This is a genomic window from Rhodoligotrophos sp. CJ14, from assembly GCF_038811545.1.
Taxonomy (GTDB): Bacteria; Pseudomonadota; Alphaproteobacteria; order Rhizobiales; family Im1; genus Rhodoligotrophos; species Rhodoligotrophos ferricapiens.
Genome location: NZ_CP133319.1, coordinates 4,425,735 through 4,448,370 on the forward strand (window position 1 = coordinate 4,425,735; position 22,636 = coordinate 4,448,370).

The following is a 22,636-nucleotide window of genomic DNA, read 5'->3' on the forward strand; positions in this document are numbered from 1 at the left end:
TTACCTAACCGAGCAGTCAGGTACCGGCGCGGGTCGGCCCAGCCCTAGGAGCACACATGAGCCTCAAGACTGTTTCGCTGGATGACCGCTACGATCTCGGGAAGGATCGGGTCTATCTTTCCGGTGTCCAGGCGCTGGTGCGCTTGACGCTGATGCAGCACGAGCGGGATAAGCGCGAGGGTCATAACACCGCCGGTTATGTGACGGGCTATCGCGGATCGCCACTCGGCGGCCTCGATCAGGAATTCGGCCGCCGCTCGGCCCTTCTCAAGGCAAGCTCGATCATCTTCCAGCCAGGTCTCAACGAGGATCTCGCTGCCACCGCGATCTGGGGCACCCAGCAGGCGGAAATGCGCGGCGAGGGCGCCTATGACGGCGTCTTCGGCATTTGGTATGGCAAGGGCCCGGGCGTTGACCGCTGCGGTGACGTGTTCCGCCATGGCAATTCCGCCGGCACCTCCAAGCTCGGTGGTGTTCTCGTCCTTATGGGCGATGACCATACGGCGGAATCATCGACCGTTGCCCACCAAAGCGAGTTCGCTCTTCTCGACGTCATGATGCCGGTGCTCAACCCGGCCGGCGTGCAGGAGATGCTCGACTATGGCCTTTACGGCATTGCGATGTCGCGCTTTTCGGGCCTGTGGGTGGGGCTGAAATGCGTGAAGGACAATGTCGAATCGACCGCCGTGGTGGATGCGAGCCTCGATCGCATCAACATCGTCACGCCGGATGATTTCGAGATGCCCCCGGGCGGGCTCAATATTCGGCCGCGCGATGACCGGCTCGAGCAGGAAAAGCGCATCCACACCTATAAGCGCGCCGCAGCGATCGCATTCGCGCGGGCGAACAAGCTGGACAAGATCATCTTTGCCGGCGGCCGCGCGCCGAAGATCGGCATCGTCAGCACCGGCAAGAGCTATATGGATGTGCGCCAGGCCCTTGATGAGCTTGGCATCGATGAAGTGCGCGCCGCCGATCTCGGCGTCCGGCTCCTCAAGGTGGCCATGGTCTGGCCGCTCGATCCGAAGGTCATCGAGACCTTCGCGGAGGGTCTCGACCTCATCATGGTCATCGAGGAGAAGCGCTCGCTCCTCGAAACCCAGATCCGCGAGGAGCTTTACAATGCACCCCGCCGTCCGGTGGTGATCGGCAAGACCGACGAACAGGGCGCGCCTCTGTTTCCGCCCTATGGCGCGCTTGATCCAAATCACGTGGCGCTCGAGATCGGCAAGCGCCTTGCTCTGCACGGGCCAGGGCTGGATGATCAGATCACCAAGCGCATGGCGGACCTGGCCGCTGCACAGCAGAATGTACGCAACGCGCCGGATCTGATCGCGCGCGTTCCCTATTTCTGCGCGGGGTGCCCACACAATTCATCGACCGTCCTGCCCGATGGAGCACGGGGCTATGCCGGCATTGGCTGCCACTGGATGGTGCAGCAGATCCCCGAGCGCTTGACCGAAGGCAATACCCACATGGGCGGGGAGGGCGCCAACTGGATCGGTGAAGCGCCATTCTCGAAACGCGGCCATGTCTTCCAGAATCTGGGCGATGGCACCTACAACCATTCTGGCTATCTCGCCATACGTGCGGCCGTCGCAGCCAAGGTGAACATCACCTACAAGATCCTCTACAATGATGCCGTGGCCATGACCGGCGGCCAGCATCACGAGGGCGACCTCACCGTGTCCATGATCGCCAACCAGGTTGCCGCCGAGGGCGTGAAGCGGGTGGTCATCATCTCGGATCAGCCCGACAAATACTCCTCCAATGCTGGCTTTCCGCCCTTTACCACCATCCATCATCGCTCCGAACTCAACACGGTGCAGAAGGAGTTGATGGAGACACCCGGTGTCACGGTGTTGATCTATGACCAGACCTGCGCCGCCGAGAAGCGTCGCCGCCGCAAGCGTGGCACCTTCCCCGATCCGCAGAAGCGCGTCTTCATCAACGAGCTCGTCTGCGAGGGTTGCGGTGACTGCGGGGTCAAGTCGAACTGCGTGGCCGTCGTGCCGGTCGAGACGGAGTTCGGTCGCAAGCGGCAGATCGATCAGTCCTCCTGCAACAAGGATTATTCCTGCGTCAACGGCTTCTGTCCAAGCTTCGTGACCGTGGAAGGCGGACAGCTCGTGCGTGGCAAGCCGCGCCGCAAGGGCGAGGGCGCCCTGTTCGAGGCGCTGCCCGAACCGACCCAGCCCTCCCTCGATCGTCCCTGGAGCATCCTCATCACCGGCATTGGGGGCACAGGCGTCGTCACCATCGGTCAGATTCTCGGCATGGCGGCCTATCTCGAGGACAAGGGCGCCGGCATCATCGACATGGCGGGGCTTGCGCAGAAGAATGGTGCGGTCGTCACCCATATGAAGATCGCGCGCACCCCTGCCGATATCGCCACGATCCGCCTTTCCGCGGGTGGTGCGGACCTGCTTTTGGGCTGTGATCTCGTCACCTCTGCGTCCGAAAAGAACCTCGGCGTTCTGGCCAAGGGCCGCTCTTACGCGGTCGTCAACAACCACGAGACCATGCCGGCCCAGTTCACCCGCAACCCGGACTTGCGCTTCCCCGGTGAAGACATGGCCATGGCGATCAGTGCGCGCACCGGGCGCGATCGCAGCTTCTTCGTCGACGCGACCACCATCGCCACCGAGCTTCTGGGCGATTCGATCGCCGCCAATATGTTCACGCTCGGCTTTGCCTATCAGAAGGGCCTCATTCCATTGAGCGCCGAGGCGATCGAGAAGGCGATCGAACTGAATGGTGCCGCTGTCCAGATGAACACCCAGGCTTTTCTCTGGGGCAGGCGTGCGGCCCATAACCTCCAGGCAGTCGAAAAGATCGTGGCCCATGAGGACGAGATGGCGCCGCCGCCCGCCCACACTCTCGATGAGATGGTGGCGCGCCGCGCGGATTTCCTGACGGCCTATCAGGACCGCGCCTATGCCGAGCGCTATCGGGCGCTTGTTGACCGGGCTCGCACCGCCGAGGCGAAGGTGATGCCCGGGGCTGATGCCCTGGCGAAGGCGGTGGCGCGCAATGCCTTTAAGCTCATGGCGTATAAGGATGAATATGAGGTCGCGCGGCTCTATACTGACGGTGCCTTCGAGCACGAATTGAAAAAACGTTTCGAGGGAGACTTCACCCTCAACTTCCACCTGGCGCCCCCATTGCTCGCCAAGCGCGATCCCGCGACTGGGCATTTGCAGAAGCGTCAGTTCGGCCCCTGGATGATGAGCGGGTTCCGCATGCTGGCCAAGCTCAAGCGCCTGCGCGGTACGCCCTTGGACATCTTCGGCTACACCGCGGAACGCAGGACCGAGCGCGCGCTGATCGCGGAATATGAGGCAACGGTCGGTGAGCTTCTGGCCGGTCTCAAGCCGGAGCTTCATGGGCTTGCGGTTGAGATCGCCTCAATTCCTGAGCAGATCCGCGGCTTCGGCCATGTGAAGGAGCGAAACCTCGCAACCGCCAAGGCGCACGAGCAAGCGCTTCTTGCACAATTCCGGACGGGTGCTCCGGCCCCTGTCCAGCAAGCTGCGGAATAAGGCAGATCCAGGGATTGTGTACGGGGACTCGCATCCCCGTCTGCTGAAGTCTGTGCAATTCTTGGTTGTGTTTATTGATCCGCACCGCGTGTCGGATACGATTCCGTTCCACCCGCGGGGCTGAGAATGGGACCCATCGATCATGTTTAGAACGCATTTCAAGCAAGAGCGTATCGCGCCGCCCTTCACCGAGGTCTGGAACAACCCCGCAGCCAAGGGCTTTCAGCAGGCCATGATAGAGGCTCATTCAGCCCTGGGCCGCTATTCCGACCTGAGGAATATGCCCCCGCACAAGCTGCAGGAGCTCCACGACCTGGTGCAGAATACCCACAGAGCTTTGATTCAAGACACGTCACACAGTGTCGACGACCATAAATCCTACGGCAAAATCGTGGGCGATCAGTTCGGTCGGCTGAATCTTCTGTTTCTGGAGCTTGAACAAAAGCCCGAGATGGTCGGCACTGATGTCGGCCATTATCTGCGCCAGCTCGAACGGGCCGAGCGCGAGATCGGAAGTTACCATCAGAGCATACATGATGCCGCCGCCCAGCATGAAACTGGCGGCGGCCATGCCGATTGGGCAACTACCGCTTGACCAACTGCCCTGGGCTATAGTCCCAGATCGCGCCTGTCTCTGTGAGATGAGGCGCGAGCAATGCGGGAATGTGCTGGGCAAGTTCGGCTGGTGTGGTGAGTGTGCTTGGATCTTCGCCGGGCATGGCCTTGGCCCGCATGGCGGTGCGGACGGGGCCTGGATTGAGCAGGTTGACCCGCAAAGCTGTGCTGGCCACCTCTTTCGCATAGGTGATCACCAGCGTTTCGAGTGCGGCCTTTGTGGTGGAATAAAGCCCCCAATAGGCCCTGGCATTATGGGCAGCGCCCGAAGTGATGAACAGCGCGCGGCCGGCATCCGACTGGCGCAGCAACACATCTAGCGAGCGGATCAGTCGCCAATTTGCCGTGACATTGACCGCGAAGGCCTCATCCCATTCCTTCGGCTTGATATGGCCGACGGGGGCCAGGCTGCCAAGCACCCCGGCATTCCCGACGAGGATATCGAGTTTGCCCCACCGCTCGTAGATCGAGGCGCCAAGCCGGTCGAGCGCTTCGAAATCCTTCAGATCCACAGGCACGAGCGTTGCCGTGCCGCCGATCTGCTTGATCTCGTCGTCGAGCTCCTCGAGGGCGCCAACTGTGCGGGCGAGCGCGATAATATGAGCACCTTGCGCGGCCAGCGCCTTCGCCGTGGCATATCCGATCCCGCGCGAGGCGCCGGTGATGAGCGCGATCCGATCTTTGAGCAGAGAAGTCATGGCTGCCGGTGTTATTGAGCTTGTGCGATCAGGTCAAGCTGAGCTGTGAGACCGACAGCGACGATGCGCGGGGCCGCTGCCCTGAGCAACAGCCCCGGCCTTTATCCCACTTCGGCCAGCAGAGAGAGCTGCCGCCCGGTGCCGCCGCCGCCCAGATCGGTGAGCGGTGTCGGATAATCCCCGGTAAAGCAATGGTCGGTGAATTGCGGCCGGATCGGATCGCGGCCTTGTTCGCCAAGGGCTCGATAGATGCCTTCGACCGACAGGAATGCCAGGCTGTCGACACCGATGAACTCGCGCATCTCCTCGAGCGTGTGATTGGCGGCCAGCAGCGCTTTCTGCTCTGGCGTGTCGATGCCGTAGAAGTCCGGATGTTTGATGGGGGGGCTCGCGATCCGCATATGCACCTCGCGCGCGCCCGCTTCATACATCATCTGGGCGATCTTCAGAGACGTGGTGCCGCGCACGATGGAATCATCGACCAGGATGATGCGCTTGCCCCGGATGACCGCCCGGTTGGCATTATGCTTCAGCTTCACGCCCAGCGAGCGAATATGCTGGGTGGGCTCGATGAAGGTTCGGCCCACATAATGATTGCGGATGATGCCCAATTCGAACGGGATGCCGGACTGCTCGGCAAAGCCCAAGGCGGCGGGCACGCCCGAATCCGGCACGGGGATCACCACGTCGGCTTCGGCCGGTGCCTCCTTGGCAAGCTCCATGCCCGAGGCCTTGCGCACTTGATAGACGGAACGCCCGCCCACCACGCTGTCGGGTCGGGAGAAATAGATATATTCGAAGATGCACGGCCTGGGTTGGATCCGCGGGAAGGGGTGCAGGCTTTCGATGCCATCCTCGCTGATCACGACGATCTCGCCATTCTCGATTTCACGGATGAAGCGGGCGCCGATAATGTCGAAGGCGCAGGTTTCGGAGGCAAGAATGGGAGCGCCGTTGAGTTCACCTAAGACCAGAGGGCGAATGCCGAGCGGATCGCGCGCGCCGATCAGCTTCTTATTGGTCATCGCCACCAGGGAGTAAGCCCCTTCGATCGCGCGCAGCGCTTCGATGAAGCGCTCGAGGAAGCGCGGTTTGCGCGATTGCGCCACGAGATGAAGGATCACCTCGGTATCCGAGGTGGATTGGCAGATGGCGCCGTTGCGGATGAGCTCTTCGCGAAGGGTCACCGCATTCGTGAGATTGCCATTGTGGCAAACTGCAAAGCCGCCAGCGGCCAGATCAGCAAAGAGAGGCTGCACATTCCGCAGGACCGTATCGCCGGTCGTGGCATAGCGCACATGTCCAACCGCCCGATCACCTTGCAAGCGCTCGATCACCTTGGACGAGGAGAAATGGTCGCCGACGAGCCCCATGCGCCGTTCGGAATGGAAATGCTCGCCATCGAAGCTCACGATACCGGCAGCTTCCTGGCCACGATGCTGGAGGGCATGGAGCCCGAGCGCGGTCAAGGCGGCCGCATCCGGATGTCCGAACACGCCGAAGACGCCACATTCCTCGCGCAACGTGTCGCCGTTCACGTCAATATCTGCGGAGACGAAGCTCTCTGATGAGTGATGGGTGGATATCCCCCTGACGCCACCACCATCACGCCGAAATGAACCAACAGCCACCATATCGATCTCCTGCCGGGGCATGTCCGAACCGGCTAATTGTTACTGCCGGTGCCCTGAGAGTCGTTGTTCAACAACTCGTTGATCCCATCTCCCGATGGGCTGCCATAACCTTCTTCCTCTTCACCGTCCGCGCCAGGGGCTGTTTCACCCGGATCATCCGTCTCGCTGGGAGATGGGGAGGCGCCGCCAGGTTCCGCGTTTATATAGGTCTTGCCCAACAGAGTTTCAGCCACGTCAGGCGGAAGAAATGAAATAACGAATGTGCCGGTGCGTTCGATCACCGGCAGGGTGGCCGCATTGCGCACCCATTCCGGCCGGCGCTCGACGGGAACGAGCCAGATGAAGAACAGATAGGCCACCACCACGAGCAGAAGGCCGCGCAGCATGCCGAACAGAAACCCAAGGGTCCGGTCGAGTGCGCCGACGCCCGAATCGAGGATCCAGTCTGACAGCTTGATGGTGAGAATGGAGATGAGAATGAGGACGACGAAGAAAGTGCCGGCAACCAGCGTGATATCTGCCACATAATCGGGCTGGATATAGCTCCGCGCCATGTCGCGGAAGCCGGTATAGGCAAGATAGGCGGCAAGGGCGGCACCGGCCCAGGCGATGATCGATAATACCTCCCGCGTAAAGCCGCGCATCAATGCAAGTATGCCTGAGATCAGCATGATGCCGATCAGGATGACGTCCAAGAGCGAGAACGGCATTTAGCGCAGGCTCCACAGCAGCTTATCGAAACAGGTCACCGGAACGGTACGAGTCGAGAGCGCCATCGTTCACAATCGCTTTACTTGTCGGGCGAGGTTTCAGCGGCACGACGAGTGAAGTCTCCAACGACGCTCAAGGCGCGCGGACTATAGGATGCTTTTGTCCTGCTGTCACATACAAGGCGAGCGATTTTGGCGCCCATGTGGTCGCAAGGGATCTGCCGTCCGATGAGATCACGCGCCAGCGCGCAGCTTGGTGCGCCCTTCGGCTGCGGCCTGCTGTCTATTGCCCTCGGCCGGATTGAAGGATTGGACCCACCGCACGAGCCCCCTCAGATCCGCCGGCGCATGCAGAGCAAGCGGTGGTGTGCGCTTCCACTCGGCCTTCGCCGCCTGTGGCACCACCGCGGTCTTGAACCCGAGCTTGGCGGCTTCCTTGATCCGGGCCTCGCCCTGCGCCACGGGCCTCAGCGCGCCCGACAGCGCAATCTCCCCAAACAGGAGTGATTCTGCCGGAAGGGGCGCACCAACCAGAGAGGAAACCAGGGCCGCTGCAACCGCAAGATCGGCAGCCGGCTCTCGGATGCGCAAGCCTCCGGCGACATTGAGATAAACGTCATAGCCCCCGAGGCCCACCCCGCAATGGGTATCGAGCACCGCCAAGATCATGGCGAGGCGGCTACTGTCCCAGCCCACCACTGCCCGGCGCGGCGTGCCAAGCGTCGAGGGTGAAACCAGCGTTTGCACCTCGACCAGCAATGGGCGGGTGCCCTCGATCCCCGCAAAGACGGCAGCCCCGGGCGTGGTCGAATTGCGATCGCCGAGAAACAGGCCTGATGGGTTTTCAACCTCGGCCAGACCCCCATCCGACATCTCGAAAACGCCGATCTCGTCCGTCGGACCGAATCGGTTCTTGACCGCGCGCAGGATCCGGAACTGGTGCCCGCGATCACCTTCGAAATAGAAGACCGCATCCACCATGTGCTCGATCAGCTTCGGTCCGGCAATCTGTCCATCTTTGGTGACGTGCCCCACGAGAAGCACGGTTGTCCCTTTGCTCTTTGCAAAGCGAACCAGCGCCTCGGCGCCCGCGCGGAGCTGCGAGACGGTGCCCGGCGCCGCATCGATCTGCGGCGACCAGATCGTCTGCACCGAATCAACCGCGATGACCGCAGGGCGCGGTCCATCGCCCAAGGTGGCGAGCACATCTTCGAGATTGGTCTCCGCGGCAAGCAAGACCGGCGCATCCGCAAGGCCCAGGCGCTCGGCCCGCAGCCGCACCTGATCGATTGCTTCTTCGCCCGAAATATAGACCACCCGCTCGCCACCCCGGGCGAGCTTGGCGAGCGCCTGCAGGATCAGCGTCGACTTGCCGATCCCCGGATCACCCCCAATGAGCACGGCAGAGCCGGGAACAAGGCCGCCTCCCGCCACCCGGTCGAGCTCTTGAATGCCCGATTTGAGCCGCGCCGGTACGGGTGTTGCCCCCTTGAGGCCGACGAGCTCCACCCGACGCCCCTTGCCGCTTTTCGCTCGCGCGCCGCCGGGCAGGGGCGCCGCGGCGGCCTCCTCGATGAACGTGTTCCAGCCTCCGCAGGCATCACAACGGCCGGTCCAGCGGCTCGCGGTGGCACCGCAGGACTGGCAAACGAAGATCGAGCTGGGCTTGGCCAAGAGAACTCCTCGTTTAGGCCATCGACGGCCTTATCCACGCCCCTTCATACCGCAATTCTTATATGGGGTAAAACGAGAACATTCCGTTATGAGCGGAATTCACCGGCAACCACCACTTTGCCGATCATGGTGCCGGTTTCGACCATCCGGTGCGCTTCAAGGAGGTTCTCGGCATTGATGGGACCAAGCGATTTGGTGAGGGTTGAGCGGATCAGCCCTTCATCCACGAGCCGTGCGGTCTGGGTGAGGATCTCGTGCTGTTGGATCATATCCGCGGTCGCAAATTGCGGACGGGTGAACATATATTCCCAGGCGATCCTGATGCTCTTGGCCTGATAGAGCCCCGCATCCACCGGCTGTGCATTGGCAACGATGAAGCATACGGTGCCTTGTGGCGCGACGAGCTCGGCGGCCGGTTTGAAATAGCTATCGGTGGATGAGCAGCACAGAATCGCATCAACCGATTCGATGCCGAGTTTTCGGACCGAAGCCACCAGGTCCCGATGGTCGGCAATATGGTTGGCCCCGAGCGTGCGGCACCAGTCAGCCGTTTCTGTCCGTGAAGCGGTGGCGATGACAGTAAGACCGGCCAGCCGGGCGAGCTGGATCGCGATCGAGCCGACCCCGCCGGCCCCCCCAATAATGAGCAGGCTGCGCTCAGAATTCGCGCCGCGGTCTTTCGAGAAGCCGATGCGGTCGTGAATGGCCTCCCAAGCGGTGAGCGTGGTGAGCGGCAGCGCTGCAGCTTGAGCGAAATCGAGCGATTTGGGTTTTGCGGCAACGATCCGCTCGTCAATGGCAACGAGCTCCGCATTGCTGCCATTCCGCGTGATATCGCCCGCGAAATAGACCGCATCACCCGGTTTGAACATCGAGCAGTCTGGGCCCGTGGCCTCCACGATGCCGGCCCCGTCATAGCCGAGCACGCGCGGGCTGCTCAGCCGTTCCTTGATCCGGATGCCGCGCACTTTGGTGTCGACCGGATTGACCGACACCGCCTTCACCCGCACCAGGAGGTCTCGCGGCCGCAGCTCGGGCGTGGGCAATTCCAGATCCACCAGGGCCTCGGGATCAGTGACCGGTCGCGACTGGAACAGGCCGATGGCGCGCATGACGGGCTCTCCTGGGCTATCAGAGCGACTTGGCTCGCATATGCTCTACGGCTTTAGCACATCCATCTTGATGGGCCCCTCGGCGCGCCCGTGGATGAACTGCTCGACATAGGCGTTGCCGCTGGTGTCGATCTCCGAGGCTTCTCCATGCCAGATGATCTTACCGCGATAGATCATGGCAATATAATCTGCAATCTTCCGGGCCGAGGCCATGTCATGGGTGATCGAGACGGCCGTGGCACCGAGCCTGCTCACGCAGTCGCGGATGAGATCATTGATGACATCGGCCATGATCGGATCAAGACCGGTGGTCGGCTCATCGAAGAAGATGATGTCTGGATCGGCCGCAATGGCCCGCGCAAGGCCCACGCGCTTCTGCATGCCGCCCGACAATTCGGCCGGCGAGAGCTCGCCAACTTCCTGGCCGAGACCCACTTGGCCGAGCTTCTCATAGGCGATCTCGCGTGCTTCCGCCCGCGGCATCTGCTTGCCCTGGATGAGCCCGAACGCGACATTCTCCCAGACCTTGAGGCTGTCGAACAGCGCCGCGCCCTGGAACAGCATGCCGAATTTGCGCAGAAGCTCGTCCCGTGCGCTGCCTTTCATCCCGACCGTCTCGACCCCGTCGATCTTGATGGAACCGGCATCTGGCCGGATGAGGCCGAGAATGCATTTGAGGCTGACGGATTTTCCCGAACCCGAACCGCCGATGATCACGAGCGACTTGCCGCGATCCACCGCCACGTCGACGCCATCCAGCACGGTCTTGGCGCCGAAGCTCTTACGCACGCCGGAGAGCTCGATATGGGGAACTGCTGCCATGGGTGGATCAAGCCTTACGAGAAGATCAGGGAGGTCATGATGTAGTTCGCAGCGAGGATCAGGATGGATGCCGAGACCACCGCGTTCGTCGTGGCGCGGCCGACACCTTGCGCACCCCCGCGGCTGTAATAGCCCTGATAGCATCCCATCAGCGCGATCACGAACCCGAACACCGCCGCCTTTGCCAGGCCCGAGAGCACGTCGCCAGCCTCGAGGAAGTTGACCGTGCTGTTGAGATAGGCCGTCGAGTTGAAACCGAGGCTGCGGGTGCCGACCACATAGCCGCCGAGAATGCCGATCGTATCCGCGATCGCAACCAGGATCGGCAGTGTGATCACCGCAGCCACGATCCGCGGCGTCATCAGATATTTGAACGGGTTGGTCGACAGCGTGGTCAAGGCATCGATCTGCTCTGTGACCCGCATCGTGCCAAGCTCGGCGGCAATGGCCGCGCTCACCCGCCCCGCGACGATCAATCCCGTCAGCACCGGCCCGAGCTCACGGGTGATGCCCAAGGCCACAATCTGGGCAACGATGCTTTCCGCATTGAAGCGCGTGCCCCCTACATAGATCTGTAAGGCCAGTGCTGCACCGGTGAAAAACGCCGTGAGCCCGACCACGAACAGGGAGTTGTACCCGATCCGGACGATCTGATCGAAGATCTGCCGGCCGAAATAGGGCGGAGCGACGATATGGAACAGGCTGTTCCAGAGAAAGATCGAGAGCCGGCCGACTTCCTCGCAAAACTGCAGCGTGATCCGGCCAATATTGGCGAGAAGGTTCAAGAGCTCCGCCTTTCCGTCACACACAAGGCCGCGCCGCGCCCAAGCCTGAGGATCAGCGCGATACGACCAGCTCAGCAATCCAAAGCATCAAAGCGGAGGACTACCCGCCCAGACGACATGTCAGAGTTCTATAGCCCCAAGCACCCATCTGTCGGAAGGGGTAATCGAGACCGTCATGCCAAACGGGGCTGCCGAGATTGCCGGGCAGCCGCTTTTGCCGGTCTTCAGCTTGGAAAGGATGTGCCGGTTGTACTCCGTTGACGCTCAACGGGGATCGTAAGGTGAGTAGAGGCGGCAGTAGCGCGGGCCAAGTGCCGTGAGCACCTCGTAGGGAATGGTGCCGGCCCACCGCGCGAGATCATCGACCGTGATATGCGGACCGATGAGCTCGGCACGTCCCCCGCGCCGGGCGAATTCGCTCGGCACATCGGTGACATCCACCGTGATCATGTCCATCGAGACGCGCCCGACCACCGGTGCAAACTGGCCACCGATGAACACGTGAGCGCGCTCTGACCGGCTGGAGCCGCTGAGGCAGCGGAAGAAGCCATCCGCGTATCCGACGCTGATGATGGCGATCTGGGAATTTCGCTCACATTTCCAGGTTGCGCTATAGCCGACCGTTTCTCCGGCCTTGACCTCCCTTACGCTGAGCACCGTGCCGTAGAGGCTCACCACCTGCTTCATGGGATTGGCCCGATCGATGAGCGCTTTCCCACCATAGAGTGCAATGCCCGGCCGCACGAGATCATAGTGGAAATCCGCGACATTGAGAGTGCCCGCGGAATTGGCGATGCTGGCGCGCGCCTCCGGCAGCAATGCGCGCAGGCGGTCGAACACGGCCAGCTGTTCCCGGTTCATGGGCGCATTCGGCATGTCGCCGCAGGCCAGATGGCTGATGATCAGCGTAATCCGGAACGCCCGCAGGTCCTTGTGGCTGGCCGCGAGGCACTCGACCTGGCTTCGGCTGAGGCCCAGGCGGTTGATGCCCGTATCCACATGGATGCCGGCCGGCAGGCGTCGGTCCTGCTGGCGGCAGAACTGCGCCCATTCGCTGATCTCCTCCACCGAGGAGAGCACCGGCTGCAGATTGTGCTCTGCCACGAAATCAGCACTGCCAGGCAGAAGCCCGCCCAGGAGATAGATCGTAGCCTCCGGTAGCGTCTTTCGAAGTTTGGCACCCTCGCAGGGGAGGGCGACGAAGAATGTGCGGCAGCCTGCGGCCCATAAGGCTTGGGCGACCGGGATCATGCCCAGGCCGTAAGCATCGGCCTTGACGGCCGCGCCACATTCGGCGCGTCCGACCCGGCCGGCGAGATAGCGGTAATTCGCCTGGATGGCACGCAGGTCGATCATGAGCGTGCCGCCAGCGGTTTCGGAGGACAGCTCTTCGGTGGGCTGCGGGACGGGGGCTTCTTCTGGAATTTCGGTGTCGCTCATTGGCGCAATAAATCACTCAAAACGTTCTGGTAAATAGTCATCAGAGATAAGATTTTGAAATTTTGTCAGGCTTGCGTCGAAATGTAGCGGAATTGTGCCCGTGGGGCCGTGTCTCTGCTTTCCGATAATCACTTCCGCACGGCCGGTGACCTTGTTCATCTCGTCCTGCCACTCAAAGTGTTCGGGAGTATTCGGCTTGGGCTCCTTGCGTTGTAGGTAATACTCCTCACGATAAACGAACAATACCACGTCGGCATCTTGCTCGATCGAGCCAGATTCACGAAGATCCGCGAGCTGCGGGCGCTTGTCATCCCGTTGTTCAACTTGCCGGGAGAGCTGCGAAAGCGCGAGCACGGGAACCTCGAGCTCTTTCGCCAGGGCTTTGAGGCCCGTGGTGATCTCGGTGATTTCCTGCACGCGCCCTTCTGAAGACCGGCGCGATGAGCCGGCGAGGAGCTGTAGATAGTCCACAACGAGAAGACCTAACCCCCTTTGTCGCTTAAGGCGGCGGGCCCGGGCTGCCAACTGTGCGATGGTGAGGCCACCCGTATCGTCGATATAGAGGGGCAGCTGCTGCATTTCCTGGCTGACAGCCGTCAGCCGCCGGAACTCGTCCTCGGTGATCTTGCCGCGCCGGATGCGCTCCGAGGAAATCTCGGCCTGCTCGGACAGAATACGCGTGGCCAGCTGCTCTGCCGACATTTCCAGCGAGAAGAATGCGACGAGGCCGCCTTCGAGAACCTTTTCGCTGCCATCGGGCAGCCGGGTCGATTTGTAGGACCGCGCGACATTATACGCGATATTGGTGGCCAGCGCCGTTTTGCCCATGGCAGGCCGGCCAGCCAGGATGATCAGATCCGACCTCTGCAGTCCGCCCATCTTGGCATCGATATCGGTCAGGCCGCAGGAAATGCCAGACAGGCCGCCATCACGCTCATAGGCCGCCGCCGCCATGTCGATGGCATCCGTGAGCGCCTCGCCAAATCCCCGAAATCCCTTGCCGTAGCGCCCGGTCTCGGCCAGCTCGTAAAGCCCCTGTTCGGCTTCCTCGATGAGCTGCCGCGGTCCCACATCGACGGGAGCGTCAAAGGCCGCGTTGACCACATCGGTCCCGATTTCGATGAGCCGCCGGCGAACCGCGAGATCATAGATCGTCCGCCCATATTCCTGGGCGTTGATGATCGTTGTGGCGGAGGCGGCAAGCCGCGCCAGATAAGCGGGGCCGCCGATCTCGGCGAGTGACTGGTCGCGATCGAAGAAGGTTTTCAGTGTGACCGGCGAGGCCAGCTTGCCGGCCCGGATCAGACGGAAGGCCGCTTCGTAGATTCGGGCATGGACCGGTTCGAAGAAGTGATCCGGCTTCAGAAAATCCGATACGCGCTCGCAGGCCTCGTTATTCACGAGGATCGCGCCAAGCAGCGCCTGCTCTGCCTCAATATTATGCGGCGGGCTGCGGTAGCCCGCATCCCTGTCGGGTGAATGCGAATCGATAACTGAAAAGTTCTGTACGCTCTCCATCGAGGTAAACTACCGCAATCCACCAGTCCTGGGACGGTCTGTTTCATCAATTATGGCGCTGTGCGCACTATCCACAGAACGCGGTTGCCCCAAGGCCACATTCAGTTCTTTTCCGTTAACGCGACGGATTCTCGGGCGAGCGTGACATGATTCGCGCAGGGCCGAACATCAGGTGATCAGGTGTGCGACTCGAAGCGGGCGCCCGTGTGCGAATGGGCGCCGGCGAATGCCTCTTGACTATTCTGCAGGCACAGAGACCAGATGCCGCCGGTCCGCTTCGCGCAGCCTAAGCCTGCGCTCTTCCTCGATCATATAGTCGCGAGTAAGCGGCAGCGCGTGCTGGTTTCTGGTGAACTGGATTTGGAAATTGTTCATTCCCTGGAAACGGAAGGCCGTTTCCGAGGCTGCAAGATAGAAATCCCACATCCTGCAGAAACGCTCGTCATAAAGAGCTTTCGCCTTGTCCCAGCTCTGGACGAAACGCCGGCGCCATTCGCGCAAGGTTTCCGCGTAATGGAGCCTCAGGATCTCGATATCCGTGATGTAGAGCCGGCTGCGCTCGAGCACCGGCACCACTTCGGATAGTGCGGGAATGGCACCGCCCGGGAAGATGTATTTCGCAATCCAGGGATTCGTCGCGCCTGGTCCGTCCGACCTGTTGATCGAATGCAGGACAGCGACGCCATCCTCCGTCAGGAGCTCACGAACCGCCTCGAAGAACTCGCGGTAATGTCCAATCCCCACATGCTCGAACATGCCAACCGAGACGATCCGGTCGAACTTGGATTTGAGGTGGCGGTAATCCTGCAAAAGAAAGCGGACGCGATCGGATAGGCCCCGATTGGCCGCCCGCTCGTTTGAAAGCTTGTACTGTTCCTCCGAAAGCGTGACGCCCGTGACGTCCACATCGGCGACCTCGGCGAGATAGAGGCCGAGCCCACCCCAACCCGAACCGATATCGAGCACCTTAAGGCCGGGCTTCAGGTGCAGCTTGGCCGCGATATGGCGCTTCTTGGCGAGCTGAGCCTCCTCTAGCGTGCTGGTGGGCTGCTCAAAATAGGCGCAGGAATATTGCCGGTCGCGATCGAGGAACAGGTCGTAGAGCGTGCCGTTCAGGTCATAGTGATGGGCAATGTTGCGCTGCGCCCGCCCAATGGGATTGTGCTGGTGGATCCGACGCATCCGATAGCGAAACTGCTCCCAGACATTCATCCACTTGGGATAACGGCTCTGCTCTAGATTCCGGAGGACCAGTGCGAGGAAATCGTAGATGTCGCCCTGCTCCATGCGCAGGGTCCCATCCATATAAGCCTCGCCGAGATACAGCTCCGGGTTCACGGACAGCTTGCGATAGACCGATGGATCGGTGATGCGCACCACGACGGGGGTGCCTGTCGAATCCCCGAAAGTGTGGGAATGCCCCCTGACATCGATCAGAACGAGAGTGCCCGTACGGACGATAAAGCCCAATACTCGCTTCAGGACGGCCAGCACCCGATGCTCCTTCTCCAGCGCCGTGTGCCGTCGAAATCACGCCAGCAAGCTGGAGCAACTAGTTCAACCCCGCCAGCGATTTAATCATGTCATTCTTACAACGGCAACACGCCGGCTATGTCTAAATGTCAGGGCTGCCTAAACAAAATTGACGATCTGTAAAAGGCCTAAAAAATTCGACGACAGAGGGTCCGCGCCTGCACGAGGAGGCGCGGACCGGACGGGTCACTGTTCCTCGGTTGAGGCTGCAGCCTCCATCTCGTCCTCGTCAGCGGCAATCTCATCGAATCCTGCCGCTTCCATCGCAGCAAGCCGCTCATCAACCGGAATGCTGAGATCTTCGCCCCGTGCCTGCGCGTCCGCCTCATCGGCCGATCGTGCCACATTGAGCGTAATGGTGACCGGCACCTCAGGATGCAGGGCCAGACGCACCGGGATCATGCCGATGGCCTTGATTGGCTGGTCGAGCACCACCTGGTTGCGGACGACCTCTTTGCCCGTCTCCTGTGACACGAGCTGCGCGATGTCGCGCGTGCTCACCGAGCCATAGAGCTGACCCGATTCGCCCGCCTGACGGATGACGACGAAGGTCTTGCCATTGATCGCAGCCGCATCCTGTTCGGCTTTCGATTTGCGCTCGGCATTGCGATGCTCGAGCACCTCGCGCTGGGCTTCGAACTGTTTCTTGTTCTCTTCGCTGGCCCGCAGCGCCTTGCCTTGGGGCAGGAGGTAGTTGCGCGCATAGCCATCACGCACCTTGACCACATCGCCCATCGCGCCGAGCTTTTCGACACGCTCGAGAAGGATCACATGCATTGTATACTCCTATTTTCCTTTTGATCTCAGGAATGAAAGTGACGGTTCACGTTGTCGATTGCGGTGGCCTGCTGCTGGGGCCTGACGCCGGCCGCATCAGCGTATGGGCGATGCCGAGCCCGGAGAGCGCCAAGACCACCAGCCAGTTGAAGACCAGCATGGTTGCATAGAGCACCCCGAGCAGCAGAGGACGCGACGTCATGCCCAGCGTGCGCTGGTGAATGGTCGCAAGACCCACAATGGCAAAGGCGGTCAGCAGCAGAGCCAGGAACACCTCGCCGATGAGCCCGATGAGGCCTGGTAGGAAGGCCGCAATGAGCGCCGCCAGTGGCGCAACTGCGGCTGTCCGCGGAAAGGTGAGGGCGCTGAACGGCGCCCAGGGGCGCAGGGTTCGCCCGGAAATCGAGACGATACGCGCGGCAAGGTAGAGATTGATCAGCGATGCGATCAGCCACAGGACGGCGGAGGCCGGCGGCATCAGCCTGATGAAGAGCTCGACCATTGCGGTTTTGTCCGCATTGCCGGTGTTGAGCTCATTCTGCAAGCCTGGCTGAGCATCGAGCATGCGGTTGAGCGCATCGCGCAGAACGCCGCGAAAGGCTTCGGCGGTAGGCCCCAGCATCAGCACGGTCGCAGTGATCAGCAGGCCGGCGATCAGCGCTGTCCAAAGCACCAGCCGGCCTTCCGGATAGAAATCGCGCCCGCCGGCGACCGGCGCGCCTTCATGGTCCACCGCCTCGCCGCTATCGCGCGACAACAAGGCGACATGGCTGATGATGATGGGGGCGATGCCGACGCTCAAGAGGAAGAGGAGCCCTGGCCTCAGCCCTGCGGCAAGCGCGATGGTGAGGGTGCCGGTTGCAGCACCGATGGCTGCGGTGAGGCTGCCCCAGCCCAGCCCTGCGATGAACAGGGGCAGTGGCGCGAGATAAAGCAAAAGAATCGCCAGCAGCGAATAGCTGATGACGGTCGAATAAAGCGCTGCGGCCGCAAGACCGGCCCCAATGCCGATGAGGAACGTGTTCTGCATAATGGCTGTCCCGCTGATGCGGTTAGAGGCGGTGATCCACCGCCCCAACCTAGTCCGTTCTGCGCTGCTTGCTTACTTGATCACGTAAGGCAACAGCCCGAGGAAGCGCGCACGCTTCACCGCTTTGGCGAGTTCCCGCTGCCGCTTGGCGGAGACCGCCGTGATCCGGCTTGGCACGATTTTGCCGCGTTCGGAAACGAAGCGCTGCAGCAGGCGGACATCCTTATAGTCGATGATGGGCGCATTGGCACCGGAGAACGGGCAGGTCTTGCGGCGCCGGAAGAATGGCCGACGGGCCTGAGCTTGCGTGGACATTAGAGGGCCTCCTCACGGCTGCGACCAGACTCAACCCCGTCGCGACCGCGCGGCCGAGGTCCATCACGAAAACCACCGTCACGCCCGCCGCGTCCACCGCGCGGGCCACGCTCGTCGCGATCATCCCGGCTGGAGCGGGCGCGCATCATCGCCGACGGACCGGTCTCGTGCTCGTCGACCTTGAGCGTGAGAAACCGGACGATGTCTTCGTTGATCTTCATCTGGCGTTCCATCTCGGCCACCGCCGCATGGGGCGCCTCGATATTCATCAGAGTGTAATGCGCCTTACGATTCTTCTTGATGCGGTAGGCGACGGGACGAAGACCCCAATACTCAACCTTGCCGACCGATCCGCCATTCTCTTGGATGACGGTTTTGAACTGCTCGGTCAGGGCCTCGACCTGTGCGTTGGAGGCATCCTGCCGAACCATGAAAATGTGCTCATATAACGCCATGGGCGCCAAGCCTTTCCCTTAAGGTTCGCGTTGCGCGAGCATATCCGGCGCTGAGCCTCCCCTGAGCCCTTTGCGGAAAGGCTCAAGACACGGACCTCAAAGAAGCGGAGACACGGGGAGCATGCTCTTAAAGCCGCCGCGCCCCCTGTGGGGGCACAGCCTCCCGTTCAGCCTCCAACCGGAGCTGCCACGTGCCCGGCATATAAAGCCATTGGCCGCGCGCGGCAAGAGCCTTGCCCGGTTGAGCCAGTGAATTGTGCCTATCCACAGCTGTCCCGCGGGTGCCGTTTGTCTTGACAGCGTGCTTCGCTCATGATTGCTGCCGCGGCATCTGTTAAGCAAGCGATGTGGTGATGACAACAGCTCTCACTTTTCCTGGGCAGGGCAGCCAGCAGGTTGGCATGGGGCGTGCCTTGGCTCAGGCCATACCGGCCAGCAGGGCCGTCTTCGAAGAAGTGGACGAAGCCTTGGGCCAGTCCTTGTCCCGTTTGATGTGGGAAGGGCCCGAGGATCAGCTGACCCTGACCGAGAACGCGCAGCCCGCATTGCTTGCCGTTTCCATGGCGGCCTTGCGCGCGCTCGAGGACGAGGCCGGGCTCGTGATTGCCCGTGACGTTGCCTTCGTCGCTGGTCACTCGCTGGGAGAATATTCCGCTCTGACCGCGGCCGGTAGCTTCTCGCTCGCCGATGCCGCCCGCCTGTTGCGGCTCCGCGGTCAGGCGATGCAGCGCGCCGTGCCGGTAGGGATGGGCGCAATGGCAGCATTGCTCGGGCTGAATCTTGATCCCGTGCGCGAGATCGCCGCGGAAGCAGGCAGCCATGAGGTTCAGATTGCCAATGACAACGGCCCTGGCCAGGTGGTGATCAGCGGGGCGAAGCAAGCGGTCGAGCGCGCCGTGGCCATCGCCAAGGAGCGCGGTGCCAAGCGTGCGATCATGCTGCCGGTAAGCGCGCCCTTTCATTGCAGTCTGATGCAGCCCGCCGCTGAGATCATGCGCGACGCACTGGCAGACACCGATATTCAGCCGCCAGTCGTTCCGCTGGTCGCCAACGTGACTGCGAGTTCGCTGGAGACCGTTGCCGAGATCCGCAGCCGTCTCACCGAACAGGTTACCGGCACCGTGCGCTGGCGCGAATCGGTGGCCTATATGGCGGATCACGGTGTCGACCGGTTCTGCGAGCTCGGCGCCGGCAAGGTCTTGACCGGCCTTGCCAAGCGGATTGCGCCAGCCGCTCAGGCCTTTGCAGTGGGCTCGCCGGAGGACGTCGCGAACTTCACCGTCAGCGCTGGCTGACGGGGCAGATCTGAGGAGACGAGGGATGTTCGACCTGACCGGCAAGACCGCGCTGGTGACCGGTGCGACTGGCGGCATTGGTGCCGCCATCGCGCGGGTTCTTCACGCGCAGGGGGCAACGGTGCTGCTCTCCGGCACCCGTGAGGAGCGGCTTAAAGCGTTGAGCGACGAGCTGGGGCAGCGCAGTCATGTCCTTGCCTGCGACCTGGGCGATCCTCAGCAGGTCGAGACATTGGTGCCGCAAGCGGAAGCACAGCTCGGCCATCTCGATATCCTTGTGAACAATGCCGGCCTGACCCGTGACAACCTTGCGATTCGCATGAAGGACGAGGATTGGCAGAAGGTGATCGAGGTTAATCTGACCGCGGCGTTCCGCCTGTCGCGGTCGGCCTTGAAGGGCATGATGAAGCGCCGCTTTGGCCGCATCATCTCGATCACCTCGGTTGTTGGCACCACCGGCAATGCGGGCCAGGCGAATTATGCCGCCTCGAAAGCCGGTATGGTCGGGCTGACCAAGGCGCTCGCCCAGGAAGTTGCAAGCCGCGGCATCACGGTGAACTGCGTTGCCCCGGGCTTTATAGAGACGGCCATGACCGACGCGCTCAATGATCGCCAGCGTGAGGGGATCCTCGGCTCCATTCCGGCTGGGCGTATGGGCGCGCCTGAAGAAATAGCCGCTGCCGTACTTTATCTCGCCAGCAATGAGGCCGGTTATGTTACCGGGCAGACGCTGCACGTAAATGGTGGTATGGCGATGATCTGAGAGGGGATTTGATTCCTTTGGCTGCATCACGCGTTTGTCTTGGGACAAGCTGAGAGCGTCGCTGTCTTGGCTCTTGGTGAAGCAGTAAACTATGTGTTAGGAAGCCAACGGCTCCGTAGCGGGCCGTGGCAGTCAGAACTGGGTCTCGAGACGATACTCGATCGTTCGCGAGCTGGGGAAATCAATGTGCACCTGCCTGAGGCGGGCAGGATTTTCAACGGGTGCCAACGACGCCGCACCGGGAAACTAAGGAAACTGAATATGAGTGATGTCGCTGAACGGGTTAAGAAGATCGTCGTAGAGCATTTGGGCGTCGAGCCTGACAAGGTGACCGAGGACGCGAGCTTTATCGATGATCTCGGCGCGGACAGCCTCGACACGGTCGAGTTGGTCATGGCCTTCGAGGAAGAGTTCGGCATCGAGATTCCCGATGACGCGGCCGAGACGATCCAGACGGTCGGTGATGCCGTCAACTTTATCAAGAAGAGCGCCGCCTGAGCGAAGACATGGCTGACGCCAGCTCGGCCACGTGCCAGGGCTGGCGCGGCGGGACTGGCGCACACCGAACAGGCTGAATGGTCCGGTCCGCAGATCCCGTCAGGCGGAATGCTTTGCCGGCCGCCGCAAATGTAGGGAAACCCAAGCAGGGCATGCGCAGAGTCGTAGTTACCGGAACGGGAATGGTTTCGCCGTTGGGATCCGGCGTCGAGACCACTTGGCAGCGTTTGATCGCCGGGCAATCTGGCGCCGGGCCGATCACCAAGTTCGATGCGAGCGACATGTCGACTCGTATCGCCTGCGAGGTTCCGATCGGAGACGGGCAGGACGGCACCTTCAATCCTGACCAGTGGATGGAGCCGCGTGAGCAGCGCCGCTATGATGAGTTTATTCTCTTCGCGGTGGCAGCGGCCAAGCAGGCTGTCGAGGATTCCGGCTGGAAGCCCACTGAGTACGAGGACCAGATCAGGACCGGCGTCATGGTCGGCTCCGGCATCGGTGGCTTGCCGGGCATCGAAGAGATGTCGCTGGTGCTCGCCGAAAAGGGACCGCGTCGTGTTGGTCCGTTCTTCATTCCGGGACGGCTGATCAATCTGGCCTCTGGTGTGATCTCCATCGAGCACGGCTTCAAGGGACCGAATCATGCGGTGGTCACCGCTTGTTCCACCGGTGCCCATGCCATTGGTGATGCTTCACGGCTCATCATGCTCGGCGATGCGGATGTGATGGTTGCGGGCGGCACCGAAGCTGCGATCTCCAGGCTCGGCGTGGCCGGTTTCATTGCCTGCAAGGCACTCTCGTCTCACTTCAACGATGAGCCCCAGCGTGCATCGAGGCCCTATGACGCGGCCCGTGATGGCTTCGTGATGGGCGAGGGCGCAGGTGTTGTCGTGCTGGAGGAGCTCGAGCACGCCAAAGCCCGTGGCGCCAAGATCTATGCCGAGATCATCGGTTATGGCATGTCGGGTGATGCATACCATGTCACCGCGCCGGCGGAGGATGGCGATGGGGCCTACCGGTCGATGAAGGCGGCGATGGACCGCGCCGGCGTGAGCCCCTCTGAGATCGACTATGTGAACGCGCATGGCACATCGACCCCCCTCGGTGATGAGATCGAATTGCGGGCGGTCGAACGGCTGTTCGGCAATGCGGCCAGCAAGCTCGCCATGTCGTCCACCAAGTCTGCAATCGGCCATCTCCTGGGTGCGGCGGGGGCGGTCGAGGCGATCTTCGGCATGCTCGCGATCCGTGACAATATCGTGCCGCCGACACTCAATCTTGACAATCCGTCGGTGGAAACACCTATCGACCTGGTGCCGCACGAGGCCAAATCGAAGCAGGTGGACACTATATTGTCCAATTCCTTTGGTTTTGGTGGAACCAACGCTTCGCTAATCTTTAGGCGGTATAGCGAATAGTA

20 protein-coding genes are annotated in these 22,636 nt (G+C 61.6%); 6 read left to right on the forward strand and 14 right to left on the reverse strand.

Annotated features, from left to right (window positions below; translation table 11 throughout):
* The first annotated feature begins 56 nt into the window (after positions 1–56).
* Positions 57–3,542: an indolepyruvate ferredoxin oxidoreductase family protein gene (locus RCF49_RS20655; RefSeq protein WP_342641668.1), complete on the forward strand. Its 3,486-nt coding sequence runs from the start codon at positions 57–59 to the stop codon at positions 3,540–3,542.
* A gap of 142 nt (positions 3,543–3,684) precedes the next feature.
* Positions 3,685–4,137, forward strand: a complete 453-nt coding sequence (locus RCF49_RS20660) for a hypothetical protein (protein WP_342641669.1) — start codon at positions 3,685–3,687, stop codon at positions 4,135–4,137.
* Here RCF49_RS20660 and RCF49_RS20665 read toward each other — a convergent pair.
* The 14 genes from RCF49_RS20665 to rpsF all read right to left on the reverse strand — a co-directional run bounded on the left by RCF49_RS20665 (position 4,127) and on the right by rpsF (position 18,660).
* Positions 4,127–4,855: an SDR family NAD(P)-dependent oxidoreductase gene (locus tag RCF49_RS20665; RefSeq protein ID WP_342641670.1), complete on the reverse strand. Its 729-nt coding sequence runs from the start codon at positions 4,853–4,855 to the stop codon at positions 4,127–4,129. The genes RCF49_RS20660 and RCF49_RS20665 overlap by 11 nt on opposite strands.
* 101 nt (positions 4,856–4,956) lie before the next feature.
* Positions 4,957–6,489 (reverse strand): amidophosphoribosyltransferase, encoded by a 1,533-nt coding sequence (purF, locus tag RCF49_RS20670; protein WP_342641671.1) that lies wholly within the window; start codon positions 6,487–6,489, stop codon positions 4,957–4,959.
* 32 nt (positions 6,490–6,521) lie between these two features.
* A complete protein-coding gene (locus RCF49_RS20675; RefSeq protein WP_342641672.1) occupies positions 6,522–7,199 on the reverse strand; it encodes a CvpA family protein in 678 nt (225 codons plus the stop codon).
* A 234-nt stretch (positions 7,200–7,433) separates the two neighbouring features.
* Entirely contained in the window at positions 7,434–8,873 is a 1,440-nt protein-coding gene (gene radA / locus RCF49_RS20680; RefSeq protein ID WP_342641673.1) for a DNA repair protein RadA, read from the reverse strand.
* A gap of 86 nt (positions 8,874–8,959) precedes the next feature.
* Positions 8,960–9,985 (reverse strand): zinc-binding alcohol dehydrogenase family protein, encoded by a 1,026-nt coding sequence (locus RCF49_RS20685; RefSeq protein WP_342641674.1) that lies wholly within the window; start codon positions 9,983–9,985, stop codon positions 8,960–8,962.
* Positions 9,986–10,030: 45 nt separating this feature from the next.
* On the reverse strand, positions 10,031–10,807 hold the full coding sequence (locus RCF49_RS20690; RefSeq protein ID WP_342641675.1) for an ABC transporter ATP-binding protein: 777 nt from the start codon (positions 10,805–10,807) through the stop codon (positions 10,031–10,033).
* A gap of 14 nt (positions 10,808–10,821) precedes the next feature.
* Positions 10,822–11,670, reverse strand: coding sequence for an MlaE family ABC transporter permease (locus tag RCF49_RS20695; RefSeq protein ID WP_342641676.1), 849 nt, complete (start codon positions 11,668–11,670; stop codon positions 10,822–10,824).
* 186 nt (positions 11,671–11,856) lie between these two features.
* A complete protein-coding gene (alr, locus tag RCF49_RS20700; protein ID WP_342641677.1) occupies positions 11,857–13,032 on the reverse strand; it encodes an alanine racemase in 1,176 nt (391 codons plus the stop codon).
* A 12-nt stretch (positions 13,033–13,044) separates the two neighbouring features.
* Positions 13,045–14,550, reverse strand: coding sequence for a replicative DNA helicase (locus RCF49_RS20705; protein WP_342641678.1), 1,506 nt, complete (start codon positions 14,548–14,550; stop codon positions 13,045–13,047).
* Between the two features lie 237 nt (positions 14,551–14,787).
* Entirely contained in the window at positions 14,788–16,044 is a 1,257-nt protein-coding gene (locus RCF49_RS20710; protein ID WP_342641679.1) for a cyclopropane-fatty-acyl-phospholipid synthase family protein, read from the reverse strand.
* A gap of 225 nt (positions 16,045–16,269) precedes the next feature.
* The gene (gene rplI, locus RCF49_RS20715) at positions 16,270–16,860 is read right to left on the reverse strand and encodes a 50S ribosomal protein L9 (protein ID WP_342641680.1); all 591 of its coding nucleotides are present in this window, start codon (positions 16,858–16,860) and stop codon (positions 16,270–16,272) included.
* Positions 16,861–16,906: 46 nt separating this feature from the next.
* Positions 16,907–17,890, reverse strand: coding sequence for a hypothetical protein (locus RCF49_RS20720; RefSeq protein ID WP_342641681.1), 984 nt, complete (start codon positions 17,888–17,890; stop codon positions 16,907–16,909).
* Positions 17,891–17,962: 72 nt separating this feature from the next.
* Positions 17,963–18,205 carry a 30S ribosomal protein S18 gene (rpsR, locus tag RCF49_RS20725; RefSeq protein ID WP_342641682.1) on the reverse strand — a complete coding sequence of 81 codons (243 nt, stop codon included), beginning with the start codon at positions 18,203–18,205 and terminating at the stop codon, positions 17,963–17,965.
* Positions 18,205–18,660, reverse strand: coding sequence for a 30S ribosomal protein S6 (gene rpsF, locus RCF49_RS20730; RefSeq protein WP_342641683.1), 456 nt, complete (start codon positions 18,658–18,660; stop codon positions 18,205–18,207). Before rpsF ends, rpsR begins: the two co-directional genes overlap by 1 nt.
* 353 nt (positions 18,661–19,013) lie before the next feature.
* On the opposite strand from rpsF, the gene fabD reads away from it, so the two are divergent.
* From fabD to fabF, 4 genes are all read left to right on the forward strand, one after another.
* Positions 19,014–19,955, forward strand: coding sequence for an ACP S-malonyltransferase (fabD, locus tag RCF49_RS20735; RefSeq protein WP_342641684.1), 942 nt, complete (start codon positions 19,014–19,016; stop codon positions 19,953–19,955).
* A gap of 25 nt (positions 19,956–19,980) precedes the next feature.
* Positions 19,981–20,718, forward strand: coding sequence for a 3-oxoacyl-[acyl-carrier-protein] reductase (fabG, locus tag RCF49_RS20740; RefSeq protein WP_342641685.1), 738 nt, complete (start codon positions 19,981–19,983; stop codon positions 20,716–20,718).
* Positions 20,719–20,979: 261 nt separating this feature from the next.
* A complete protein-coding gene (locus tag RCF49_RS20745) occupies positions 20,980–21,216 on the forward strand; it encodes an acyl carrier protein (protein ID WP_342641686.1) in 237 nt (78 codons plus the stop codon).
* A gap of 152 nt (positions 21,217–21,368) precedes the next feature.
* Entirely contained in the window at positions 21,369–22,634 is a 1,266-nt protein-coding gene (gene fabF / locus RCF49_RS20750) for a beta-ketoacyl-ACP synthase II (RefSeq protein ID WP_342644252.1), read from the forward strand.
* The last annotated feature ends 2 nt before the right edge of the window (positions 22,635–22,636 follow it).